The following is an 11,794-nucleotide window of genomic DNA, read 5'->3' on the forward strand; positions in this document are numbered from 1 at the left end:
GCCTCGATCATCCTCGAGGGCCGCGCGGGGCGAGATGCCGTTCGTTCAGGGCTGGTTGAAGTCCTCCACCGTAAGCGTGCCCTCACGCAGCTTGCTGAAGAAGCTCGGGGCGGTGGTGTCCTCAAGCAGGACTGCGGCGCCGATGCCACCCGGTTCGTAGTCCAGGCTGGCAATGGGAGGCGCCCCGGTCAGGCCGGCCTTCGAAGCGGAGCGGAAGGCCAGCAGCATCTTGCCCAGGTCGAATGTGGAGGCGTTTTCATCGACGGTCAGGGCTTGTGTGCCGGCGTTCACCAGCAGGTGCTGTTGGGAGAGATTCAGCAGTGTGGAGGGGGACACGGCCTTGGATATGACGGCGGAGATCACCGCCCGCTGCCGCAGGGCGCGGCCGATGTCGCCGGTCGGGTCGGACTTGCGCATCCGTGAATAGGCAAGGGCCTTGGCCCCGTCGACGTCCTGGCACTCGCCCTGGGAAGTGTCCCACACCAGCCCCGAGTCAGCATCATCGACGTCGTAATCCAGGCAGAGGTTGACGCCGCCAACGGCGTCTACCAGGGATGACACCCCACCCATGCCGACCTCCACGTAATGGTCGACTGTCAGTCCGGTCAGTTGCTCCACCGTGGACACCAGTAGGGCGGGACCGCCATAGGAGTAGGCGGCGTTGATCTTGTTGCCGCCGTAACCGGGGATCTCCGCGTAGGTGTCGCGCGGCAGGGAGGTCAGGGAGGCCTGCCCACCGGGGGATCGATGCAGCAGCATGATCGAGTCGGAGCGGGCGCCCTCGGTGTTATCTACTACGGCGCCGTCTGCACGCGAGTCGGAGCCGACAACCAGCCAGGTCTCGCCGGGAGTGCTTTTTGCGCCCGAGAGGGCCTGGACACGCTGCAACCTGGAGTTCACATCGTTGATGAGCCAGGCCGCCCGGGCGCCGACCAGCGCCAGCATGACCACCAGTACTATGGCTGTCCAACGCAGAGGGTGACGGTGCTTGTTCCGCTTGGGGGGAGAGGGCGGCGCGGGCTGGGTGTGCTGGTTCAGCGACGGAGAAGGGGTGTAGCGCGATGAGCGCGCGGCCGTATGCGGACGTGACACGTTGCGGCTTCGCACCGAGGGGGCGGAACCGGAACGCATAACCCGGGTGGCGTCGGGGCTGTGCCTAGGGCGTGGAGACCCAGAGGTCAGCGGCACCGCAGAGGAGCCGGTGCGGGCTCGGCTTCTGGAGCCGGTGCCCTTAACTCCGGTGGACGCGCCGCCGGCGGGGGAGGCCGCGGGAGTATTACGGCCGGAGTCGGCATTCGACGTCGAGGCACGTCGGGGCGCCACCGGATGACGCGGCACAGCGCCGCTCCGGGCGCCGACGCCGCGATCGGGCGCGCTGTTTCCGGGGTTGTATGACGGGGGAAGATCACGATCGTTCGCGGAACTCACCGGTGCCTGGCCTCCTATCCCTGTGTACGGTCGACGCGTCTGTCACTTGCCTCAACGGCACTGGGCGGCAGGGTCCTGTGTGGTCGCAGTGGCGGTCGGGGTTTTGTTATTCGAGGTGCCGGACTGATTGTCGGTGGCGGAGTCATCACTGTCTGACTGCGTCGGCTGCTCCTGCGGCTCATCCGTGTCATCCTGAGAATCGGGTGCGCTCGACGTCGAGTCGGCGTCCTCCTGGGCGGCCGCATCCTGCAGGGCCTCGGAAATGGGAGTGTCCGCCTTGATCGCCGCCCATACGTCATCTGACTCGTCCGTGGGGATTGCCCGATTACGGTCCCAGGGGGCCTCCTCATTGGGCATGGTGATTAGGGTCATATTATCTGCGCCGACGTTGCCGATCGACATGACCAGTCCGGCCAGTGTGGTCAGGTTACCGATTCCTTCGGATGTCGTCAGTGACTTCAGGGCGGCGAGGGCGAAGCTGTACAGGGCGTCGGCGTTGGTCAGATAGTTCTTCGACTTGGCAGTCCGCAGCATGGCAGCCACCAGGTTCTGCTGCCGGGGCATGCGTTGGAGGTCCGAGCCGTCGCCCACGCCGTGGCGCACGCGCGCGTACTGCAGGGCGGTGGGACCGTCCAGGTGCTGGCAGCCCTTGCTCATGACCAGCCCGGTGTACTCGGTGTCGTTGATGTCCTCGTCCACATAGAGGTTGACGCCGCCGAGCGCGTCCACCGTGGTGGTCAGTCCGTTGAAGTCCACCACCAGGTACTCGTCCATGTACAGGCCCGTGAGGTCCTGGACCGTGGCGATGGTGCAGGCCACGCCTGCCGCCACCGCCGTATTGTCGGCCCGGGATCCGGCCCCGTTGGCGAAGGCCGCATTGAAGGGCGTGTAGGACATGGCCTCGGTGGAGCCGCCGTCGGCGGTTTTGCAGGAGGGGATGTCCACCAGCAGGTCGCGCGGGATTGAGATGATTTCGATGCGGGAGCGGTCCGCTGGGAGGTGGAGGACCATGGCGGTGTCCGAGCGTGCCACCGCCACCTCCTCGCTGCCCTCGGAGCCGTCGACGTTATTGGCGCCCGCGCGGGAGTCGGTCCCCAGGATGAGGATGTTGACGGGCTTGCCCTCGTAGCTGTCCGTCACCTGGCGAGCGTGCTCATCGTCAAGGAATTTATTGATGTCTATCGTGTTCACCTGCGACTGAAGGTCATACCAGGCGATGCCGACGCCGGAGACGAGGAACAGCACGACGGCGAAGCCCGCCAGCATGGACCTGCGCGCGGCGCGCCGCGTCAGGTCTTTGGAGGAGTGCCGCGCATGCGATTTGGCTTTGGCGTGGGATGACACGGCCATCATCATAAAGAACCCGTCTGTGAGAAGCTGTGATCCTTCATCCTTCGCAAGGAGGAATTTCAGACAGTTGTTGGCTCACCACCTTACGTCATGCCGTCTCCAGACGCGCGCAGACCCGGTGCGGTGAGCACGTGTAGTCTCCCACGCGTGACTGATACAGCGCCCACCCCGTCCAGCGCCCTTGCCGGTACGCCGCCGGGAACAGTGCGTGTCGTCACGGTCGCATACAACCCCGGCGAAGAACTCGAGCGTTTTCTTGACTCTCTGCGCACCGCCACCGTGCGGGAGCCGGTAGTCGTGATTGCGGACAACGGCACCGAGCACGAGCGGGTCGAGCGAGCGGCGCAGCGTTACGGGGCGCGCGTGGTCGGCGACGGCAACAACCGCGGCTATGGGGCAGGTGCCAACCTCGCCGCCCGCGACTTGACCGAGGACTGGCTGGTAGTCGCCAATCCGGACATTGTGTGGCGCCCGGGGAGCCTGGATACGCTGATCGAGGCGGGCCGCACCGAGCCCCGCGCCGGCTGCCTGGGGCCGCGACTGCTGAATCCGGACGGCAGCGTGTATCCGTCTGGACGCGCCCTGCCATCTCTGGTCGGCGGAGCCGGACACGCAGTGCTCGGGCGGGTGTGGCCCTCCAACCCCTTCTCAGCCGCCTACCACGGAAGCAATGAGAACGTCACTCACCCCGTTGGCTGGCTGTCCGGCGCCTGCCTGCTGCTGCCTGCCGCCGCTTGGAAGCGCCTGGGCGGTTTCGACGAGGACTACTTCATGTTCTTCGAGGACGTGGACCTGGGTGCGCGCGTGGGGCGGGCCGGCTGGCTCAACCTGCAGGTGCCCGATGCCGTCGTCGTCCATGCGCAGGGTGCCAGCTGGAAGTCTCGACCCGAGCGCATGATTCGAGCTCACCACGCCTCCGCGCGACGGTACGTCAGTGCAAGTCATCCGGCCCTGTGGCAGGCGCCCGTGCGCTGGGCGGTCTCGGCGGGGCTGCGGGCCCGTGAGGAGATCGCAGTGCGTGCCGCTCGCCGGGGCTGAGCCTAGCCGGGAGGTCGGCCGGCGTCGGCCGATGCGCGCCGTGCGGATCTCATGGCGAGGGCGGTGACGGGGCGTCATCCAAGGCCACGCGCCGTGCCAGGCGGGTAATCTGTCGCTCGCGGGCGGCATTGCGCCGGAATGAGGACAGGATCTGGAACAGGAACGCCACCACCAGCGCGTACAGCAGCAGGTCCGTGCCGCGGCCGACCCCCACCAGGTGGGCCAGTCGGGTCAGCAGGGAGGGCGCCACGATTGCGGCAACGGCGAAAACGACGAAGGCCAGTGTGAGAAGTCGACGACCCGCCTGATGACGCGCGCCACCCGGGGATCGCAGCATCGTCCAACCTACGACGGCGACCGCGGCGATGAGAAGGACCTGGATGATGATCTGCGAACTCATGACATCAAGTATGACTGGAGCTTACGAGAACAGTAGGTCGACCAGGATGTTGATCGAGTTCCACAGTGACTGCCCCTTACCCCTGGAGTAGTCGGTGTAGGCGATGTGCACGGGGAACTCCCGCCACGGGAGCTGCGTGGCGGCGAGCTGGCGGATGATCTCGGAGGCGTGCGCCATCCGGTTCTGCCGCAGGTCGAGCTGTGCGGCCGCGTCACGGCGGATGACTCGCAGGCCGTTGTGAGCGTCGGTAAGGCGCATGCCGGTGGTGTGCGAGGCCGCCGCCGCCGCGGTTCTCAGCACCAGCCGTTTGAGCCAACCGACGGGGGAGGGGCCTTGGAGGAACCGCGAGCCCAGTACGAAGGCCAGGTCCTCATCCCGAGCTGCACGCACCATGGCGGCGGCATCAAGCACCGAGTGCTGGCCATCGGCGTCGAAGGTGACCAGATAAGGCGCGTCGGTGCGTTCCAGCACGTAACTGATGCCGGTCTGCAGCGCCGCCCCCTGGCCCAGGTTAAGCGGATGGCGCACGACGACGGCTCCGCCCGCCCGCGCCTGCGCTGCCGATTCGTCCACCGAACCGTCGTCGACCGCCACCACGAGGGGGAAGACACGCCGGGCCTGCGCAATGACGTCACGGACCACCGGTGCCTCGTTGTACAGCGGAATGACCAGCCAGGCGTCGGTTACTGGGCCGTCTGGAGCGGGCGATGGCGACTGGGGGCCGTCAGAGGGGGTCACCGGCGCATTCTCGCACACGATTGGGCTTAGGATGGCGCCGCAGCGCCCTCCCGATAGGGTTGGTGCTGATCGCAACCGCCCCCAGGTCAGTGAGGAGCCGCCATGAGTCCGGCCAGTCCCGCCCGGATCGCCCCTTCCGCCGACGTCTCGCCCGAGGCGAGTATCGGTGACGGTTCATCCATCTGGCACCTGGCCCAGGTGCGCGAGCACGCGGTGCTCGGCGAGGACTGCATCGTGGGCCGTGGCGCGTACATCGGCGAGGGCGTGCGCATGGGCCGCAACTGCAAGGTGCAGAACTATGCCCTGATCTATGAGCCCGCCCGCCTGGGCGACGGCGTGTTCGTCGGCCCGGCGGTCACCTTCACCAACGACCACTTTCCCCGCGCCGTCAATCCTGATGGCACTTTGAAATCAGCTTCCGACTGGGAGCCGGTCGGGGTCACCGTGGAGGACGGAGCCTCCATCGGGGCGCGCGCCGTATGCGTGGCCCCAGCACGTATCGGCGCCTGGGCCACCGTGGCCGCCGGCGCTGTGGTCACCAAGGACGTGCCGGCGCACGCTCTGGTGGCCGGGGTCCCTGCCCGACGCATCGGCTGGGTGGGACGCGCCGGCCGGCCGCTCGTTCCTGCCCAAGACGATGCTGTGGGCGTGTCCACCGCCGATCACGCCTCTCGCGCCCAGGATGCCGCCGTGCCGCCCCCGGCCGCGGGAACGCGCCTGTGGCGCTGCCCCGCAACCGGCGCCCTGTATGAAGAAACACTTGCCGCCAACAGTTCTGAAAACACGATCCGGGAGGTCACCCACTGATGCCACGCGAGTTCATTCCCGCCGCCAAGCCGATCATCGGGGACGATGAGCGCGCCGCCGTAGACGCCGTCATCGCTTCCGGCATGGTGGTGCAAGGGCCGCAGGTCGCAGCCTTCGAGGAGGAGTTCTCGGAGCAGGTCGTCGCCGGCGCACAATGCGTAGCCGTCAACTCCGGCACATCCGCCCAGCACCTGGCCACGCTGGCCTGCGATCTCAAGGCCGATGGCGCCGTCCCGGAGGTGATCGTCCCTTCCTTCACCTTCGCGGCCACCGGCAACTCTGTGGCGATCGCCGGAGCTAAGCCCGTATTCGCCGACATTGATCCGGTCGCCTTCACCCTGGACCCGGAGTCGGTGGAGGCGGCCATCACCGATAACACTGTCGCCATTGAGGTGGTGCATCTGTACGGCCTGCCAGCGAATATGGACGCCATTGTAGAGATCGCCGCACGCCACAACTTGGCAGTCTTCGAGGACTGCGCGCAGGCGCACGGGGCCGCCATCAACGGTAAGCCCGTGGGCACCTTCGGGGCGTGGGGCTCGTTCTCCTTCTACCCGACCAAGAACATGACCACCCTGGAGGGCGGCATGGTCTCCACCTCCGATGCCGAGCTGGCACGTCGGGTGCGCCTGCTGCGCAACCAGGGCATGGAGAAGCAGTACGCCAACGAACTGGTGGGGCTGAACAACCGCATGACGGATGTAGCCGCCGCCGTCGGCCGCGTGCAGCTGAAGAAGCTGGAGGGCTGGACCGAGGCCCGCCGCGCCAATGCCGCCACCCTGGACGCCGGACTGGCTGACGTCCCCGGCGTGCTCACCCCGCAAGTCCCGGACGGCTACCGGCACGTCTACCACCAGTACACGATCCGCCTGGAGGGGGCCGCGGCGGCCGAGCGCGACGCCGCCCAGAGCGCCCTGCGCGAGGAGTGGCAGGTCGGTACCGGGGTGTACTACCCGATTCCCAACCACCGCCTGGAGTCCCTGGCCCCCTACGCCCCCGGCCTGGAGCTGCCGAACACTGAGCTGGCCGCGCGTGAGTGCCTGTCCCTGCCGGTGCACCCGTCACTGTCGCAGGCAGACCTGGACCGCATTGTGCAGGCCGTGTCCGCGGTCGTGAAGGCGGGTGCCTGATATGAGCGAGAACGCAACCACCGGCGCTGCACTGCACGCCCTCCCGGACAAGGGCGCCGCCGCCTCCCCGCTGCGCCTGGGCCTGATCGGCCTGGGCTCCATGGGCCGCCACCACGCCCGCGTCATCCGCGCCACCGAGGGCGTGGACCTGGTCGCGGTCGCGGACCCGGGCGGTGACCGCTTCGGCGTTGCCGGGGACCTACCGGTGCTGCCGGATGTGCACGCCCTGATCGACGCCGGCCTGGACGCCGCCATGGTTGCCGTCCCCACCGTCTACCACGAGCAGGTGGCACTGGCGCTGGCCGAGGCGGGCGTGCCCACCATGGTGGAAAAGCCCATTGCCCATTCCGTTGAGGCGGGTGAACGCGTGCGTGATGCCTTCTCCGCGGCTGGCCTGGTGGGGGCTGTCGGCTACGTGGAGCGCTGCAACCCGGCCCTGCGGGCGCTGCGGGAACGGCTCGACGCCGGTGAGCTGGGCCAGGTCTACCAGGTCCTCACCCGCCGCCAGGGGCCCTTCCCGGCGCGTATCAGCGACGTCGGCGTGGTCAAGGACCTGGCCACCCACGACATCGACCTGACCGCCTGGGTGGCCGGCTCGCCCTATGTGTCCATCAGCGCGCAAGTGGCTCACCGCTCCGGCCGGGAGAACGAGGACATGGTGGTTGCCTCCGGTCTGCTCGAGAGCGGCGTGATCGTGTCCCACGTGGTCAACTGGCTGACCCCCTTCAAGGAGCGCGTCACCATCGTCACTGGGGAGAAGGGCGCCTTCGTAGCGGACACGCTCACCGGGGACCTGACCTTCTACGCCAACGGCACCGTCACCTCCGGCTGGGACCAGGTTGCCAACTTCCGCGGCGTTACCGAGGGCGACGTGATCCGCTACGCCATCCCCAAGCGCGAACCGCTGGCCCTGGAGCAGGAGCGCTTCCGCGACGCCGTGCGCGGGGTGAGCAGCGAGCATGTCACCATGGCCGAGGGCGTCAGCACGCTGCGGGTGGTGGAGGCGGTGCTGACCTCCGCGGCCGAGGGCCGCGCCGTACAGCTGTGAGTCGCCGCATTCTTGCTTTGGCCGCCGCCGGGGCCGGTGCGGCGCTGGCGGCGGCCGTCCTGCGCATCCGGCGGCGCGGCGCTGGCCCCCGGGTGGTGCTGGCTACCCGTCTGTATGCTCCCGAGCCCGCCGCCGCCGCGCTGAGGCTGCGCGGACTGGCATGTGCCCTGGCCGACGCCGGCGCCGAGGTCACGGTGATCACCTCGACGCCGCCGGGTATGAGGGCCCCCGCCGACCCTGGCGTGACCGTGCGCTCCGCCCCGGCGCTGCGGGACGAGAGCGGTTATATCCGCGGCTACGCCCAGTACCTCAGCTTCGATATTCCGCTCGCTGCCCGGCTGCTGGCCGGGCCCGCGCCGGACCTGATCGTCGCTGAGCCGCCGCCCACCACCGGGGCGGTGGTGCGCGTGGCCGCCGCCCTGCGCGGCGCGCCTTACGCCTACTACGCCGCCGACGTGTGGTCCGACGCCGCCGCCTCCACGGGCGCCCCCGGCTGGGTGGTTGGCGCCCTGCGCGCGGTGGAGGGCCTGGTGCTGCGTGGCGCTGGCGCCGTGCTGGCAGTCAACGACGGCGTCGCCGAGCGGGTGGGGGAGCTGGGTGCCAGGGCGGTGACGGTGGTGCCCAATGGCATCGACACCGACGTGTTCACCCCCGTCGGCCCGCGTGCCACCGAGGCGCCACAGGTCCCGTACTTCCTGTACGCCGGCACCGCCTCGGAGTGGCAGGGGGCGGGCGTATTCATTGAGGCGCTGCGCCTGGTGCACCAGCAGGAGCCTGAGGCGCGGCTGGTGTTCCTGGGGCAGGGCTCCGACTGGCAGGCACTGAAGGACCTGGCGAGCGGGGATGCGCGCGTGGAGTTCCACGACCTGGTTCCTGCAGCGGAGGCGGCCACCTGGCAGCGTGGGGCGGTGGCCTCGGTGGTATCCATCCGTCCCGGCCTCGGCTACGACTTCGCCTACCCGACCAAGATCTTCGCGGCCCTGGCCTGCGGCACACCGGTGGTCTACGCCGGACCCGGGCCGGCGCGTACCGACCTGCCCGCCAACGCCCTGGGGTGGGCCAGCGACTACGACGTCGAGCAGGTGGCCTCCGCCATGCGCGCCGCCCTGGAGGCGTCCAGGGCGGGTGAGGCGCAGCGGGCCGAGGCGGCGGATCGCCGTCGGGAATGGGTCATGCGGAACCGCTCCATGCAGGCCGCCCTGCGCGATGCGGCCGACGTACTCCTGGCGGAATGACCCGTGAGTTCGCGCTCCGTGTAGAGGGGTTGCGCTGGTCAGTTCCCGTGGGCGTGCCGCAGCATGTGAGAATGACTTGGTGAAGGTCCTGCATGTCAACGATGTCGCTCGTATAGGCAGTGCCCTGGTGCGCCAGGCGCGCAGCTCCGGTCTTGACTGGAGTCTGTACGACACTGCGCGGGTTGATCCTCGCTGGTCGCCGCGAAGCCGCGCCCTGCGTCGTGCCCTGCGCGGCGCAGCCTGGGAGGCGGGGCTGGCGCGCAGGGCCTTGTTTGCCGATCTTCTTGACGTTCATGGTGCGACGGTTACAGCGCACACCCGTTGGCTGCGCCGCCCGTATGTGCTGCATCTGCACGGCACCGATATTCGTGTGCGCCGCTACGAGCCTGCCTACACAGCGCTGGTTGAGCGGGCGGTGCGTGAAGCGCGGGATGTCTACTACACCACCCCAGACCTGGCCAAGCATGTGCTGGATCTCGCGCCCGAGGCCACTCTTCAACCGGTGATTGTCGATGTTCGTGAGATCCCCGTTGCCACCGGGAGGGGAGGTCAGCGTCCGCGCATCTTGTTTCCCTCGCGTTGGGATGCCGCTAAAGGCGGCGCCAACCAACTCGAACTCTTGGCCGCACTGCGCGACGAGTACGGTTATGAAATCGAGCTCGAAGGCCTGGACTGGGGGGAGAATGCGGCTGTGGTGGCGCGGGACTTCGGGGTGGTGCTGCGCCCTCGAATGAGTCACCGCGATTACGGGCGGTGGCTCGGCAGCGGCACGCTGGCCGTTGGCCAGATGACAGGATACATGGGCATCTCCGAGCTCGAAGCGATCGCCACGGGTACGACTACGGTGATGGCTTTGGACTCGCGTTCGTACGACGGCACCCATCCCACTACCAGGGACGTGCCCGTTCTGGGAGGGCTGGCTGATGATGAGCAGCTAGTCGAAGTCGCCTTGAACGGAGTACGCCAGGGTCTGGGCGGCAAGAGGGTGAGTGATGGCCGCGCGTGGGTCGCGGCCAATCACTCACCTGCTCTTGCCGTGGAGCGCCTGCAGGAGAGGTTCATGAAACTCAACCTCGGGCAGATATGAGCCGACGGCACAGTCAAACATGCAACCTCGGCGGTTGGTTACGTCCGCCTGGGCGATTGGTGCCGCAGAATGTTGTCATCCGTAAATAGGTGTGAGTCCGGATGTAGTTAGGGCGACCCTAGAGGGGTAGAACCAGTTCCTGTACTTTCCGTCTCTTGTCCCGCTCCCGCTATGGATGCCGTATGCGCTGTTCCCGTAGAACCAGGGGCCGCCACTGTCGCCACCTTTAGAGCCGGTGTGGCCATCGGTCATAGCGAGCTTGCAATACTTTCCCACATTCGTGTAGGTAATGCAAGCGGAGACGTACTTCACGGTCGTGCACCCTGTGCCGTTCCCAGACGTCGCCCCAAAACGGCAAACTCTGGTTCCTACCTTTAGAACCGGGTGAGACTTGACTGCGCGATATGTTCCCCACTTATAGCGGAATCTGCCGTTGACGCGTTCCCGGGCGCGATGCCATTGCATGTCACCGCTCAAACCGGTCCTCTCTTTTGTTGCCGGGTAGAGCCGGTTTCCGCGATCTACGGTAAGGTCGTTAGAACAGTGTCCGGCGGTCAAGAGTCCAGCGTGTCTACCGGATCGCGCCGGGAATGCGGCGGTGCAGGCGTGGCGTGTGGTGTTTTTGTGAGTCAGTTTGTCTCCGCCGTTCACTGCCTCATCGTTGGCGTCAAGGGACTGGTCGACAGCAAAGACCACTTGCTGGTCGGAGTCTGAAGAGTCAGTAGAGTCGGTGGTGTTCTGAGGGTCGGAGGTGGCGTCGGCGGAAAGCGAATCAGCTATGATCCTTCGGACCTCTGACTGTGTGCCTTCTTGAATGGCATCTGATGCGGTGATAGTGGCCTCTCCGTCCACTGGAGAGATCTGCACCATGAATGAGGTATCTTCCGGAAGGCCCGCTTCAACGGCCTCTGACACTTGTTCCATGAGATCGTCCGCCTCGTCCGCCGTGTAAACGCCGTCTTCGCGAAGCGTTACTCCCGGGATATTGCGGATGATTGAGGCGTCCTCTTCCGGGATGGATTCGGCAAATACCACATAGGCTGTGTCCGAGCCCTCGAAACCTGCTTCGGAGAAGATTTCCTCATGTTTGAGAATGATAGGATCGACGACCGAGTTCACGTGTTCCTGGAATGCCGCGTCTTCAATGATCTCGGTCTCTGTGGCGTCGTCGGTCTGAGCTTCGAACACTGCGTCCTCCACCGTGGCCTCGGATGGTGAACTGTCTTCGCCGCTGACGTCCGGTTGTGCCAAGGCTGGTGCTGTAACTCCCAATGACAGGGAGAAGGCTAGTAGTGCTGTAGATATCCGGCGTTGCGCGATGCTTTGGTTTCGGGGGCGCACAGCGTCGTCCTCTCTGCGTGAGCTAGATCGCTTCGGGGAGTGCGATCTTCAGGTTCATGTGATCCAGAGGTTAACATGGTGCATAGACGCCCGTGGTCACGATTGTGTGACGGCTCGCTGTGGCCTCATCGGCTGCCGTGCTGGCGAGTGCGCTCGCATGATTGGCCTGGTTGTTCCGTTGGGGGCCAGCAA

Annotated in this window: 11 protein-coding genes; 6 read left to right on the forward strand and 5 right to left on the reverse strand. The window is 66.9% G+C overall.

Annotated elements, in window-relative coordinates; all coding sequences use genetic code 11:
• Positions 1-45: 45 nt before the first annotated feature.
• Both CWT10_RS05440 and CWT10_RS05445 read right to left on the reverse strand, forming a co-directional pair.
• Positions 46-945, reverse strand: a complete 900-nt coding sequence (locus CWT10_RS05440) for an LCP family protein (RefSeq protein WP_233188278.1) — start codon at positions 943-945, stop codon at positions 46-48.
• Positions 946-1,479: 534 nt separating this feature from the next.
• Positions 1,480-2,778 (reverse strand): LCP family protein, encoded by a 1,299-nt coding sequence (locus CWT10_RS05445; protein WP_103063928.1) that lies wholly within the window; start codon positions 2,776-2,778, stop codon positions 1,480-1,482.
• Between the two features lie 147 nt (positions 2,779-2,925).
• Between CWT10_RS05445 and CWT10_RS05450 the strand changes: the two genes are divergently transcribed.
• The gene (locus tag CWT10_RS05450; protein WP_233188274.1) at positions 2,926-3,816 is read left to right on the forward strand and encodes a glycosyltransferase family 2 protein; all 891 of its coding nucleotides are present in this window, start codon (positions 2,926-2,928) and stop codon (positions 3,814-3,816) included.
• Between the two features lie 49 nt (positions 3,817-3,865).
• On the opposite strand, the gene CWT10_RS05455 is transcribed toward CWT10_RS05450, so the two are convergent.
• Both CWT10_RS05455 and CWT10_RS05460 read right to left on the reverse strand, forming a co-directional pair.
• Positions 3,866-4,216, reverse strand: coding sequence for a DUF2304 domain-containing protein (locus tag CWT10_RS05455; protein WP_103063846.1), 351 nt, complete (start codon positions 4,214-4,216; stop codon positions 3,866-3,868).
• A 21-nt stretch (positions 4,217-4,237) separates the two neighbouring features.
• Positions 4,238-4,954: a glycosyltransferase family 2 protein gene (locus CWT10_RS05460; RefSeq protein WP_103063845.1), complete on the reverse strand. Its 717-nt coding sequence runs from the start codon at positions 4,952-4,954 to the stop codon at positions 4,238-4,240.
• A 102-nt stretch (positions 4,955-5,056) separates the two neighbouring features.
• Here CWT10_RS05460 and CWT10_RS05465 point away from each other — a divergent pair, with 102 nt between their 5' ends.
• The 5 genes from CWT10_RS05465 (at position 5,057) to CWT10_RS05485 (ending at position 10,261) form a co-directional block, all read left to right on the forward strand.
• Positions 5,057-5,761 carry an acyltransferase gene (locus CWT10_RS05465; protein WP_103063844.1) on the forward strand — a complete coding sequence of 235 codons (705 nt, stop codon included), beginning with the start codon at positions 5,057-5,059 and terminating at the stop codon, positions 5,759-5,761.
• Positions 5,761-6,891 carry a DegT/DnrJ/EryC1/StrS family aminotransferase gene (locus CWT10_RS05470; protein ID WP_103063843.1) on the forward strand — a complete coding sequence of 377 codons (1,131 nt, stop codon included), beginning with the start codon at positions 5,761-5,763 and terminating at the stop codon, positions 6,889-6,891. Before CWT10_RS05465 ends, CWT10_RS05470 begins: the two co-directional genes overlap by 1 nt.
• A gap of 1 nt (position 6,892) precedes the next feature.
• Positions 6,893-7,939 carry a Gfo/Idh/MocA family protein gene (locus CWT10_RS05475; protein WP_103063842.1) on the forward strand — a complete coding sequence of 349 codons (1,047 nt, stop codon included), beginning with the start codon at positions 6,893-6,895 and terminating at the stop codon, positions 7,937-7,939.
• Positions 7,936-9,174, forward strand: coding sequence for a glycosyltransferase family 4 protein (locus CWT10_RS05480; RefSeq protein WP_103063841.1), 1,239 nt, complete (start codon positions 7,936-7,938; stop codon positions 9,172-9,174). Before CWT10_RS05475 ends, CWT10_RS05480 begins: the two co-directional genes overlap by 4 nt.
• A 79-nt stretch (positions 9,175-9,253) precedes the next feature.
• A complete protein-coding gene (locus CWT10_RS05485) occupies positions 9,254-10,261 on the forward strand; it encodes a glycosyltransferase family protein (RefSeq protein WP_103063840.1) in 1,008 nt (335 codons plus the stop codon).
• A 75-nt stretch (positions 10,262-10,336) separates the two neighbouring features.
• Here CWT10_RS05485 and CWT10_RS05490 read toward each other — a convergent pair whose 3' ends face one another.
• A complete protein-coding gene (locus tag CWT10_RS05490) occupies positions 10,337-11,512 on the reverse strand; it encodes a S1 family peptidase (RefSeq protein ID WP_128683298.1) in 1,176 nt (391 codons plus the stop codon).
• Positions 11,513-11,794: the final 282 nt, after the last annotated feature.

Origin of the sequence: Actinomyces qiguomingii (assembly GCF_004102025.1) — a bacterium.
GTDB classification, from domain to species: domain Bacteria; phylum Actinomycetota; class Actinomycetes; order Actinomycetales; family Actinomycetaceae; genus Actinomyces; species Actinomyces qiguomingii.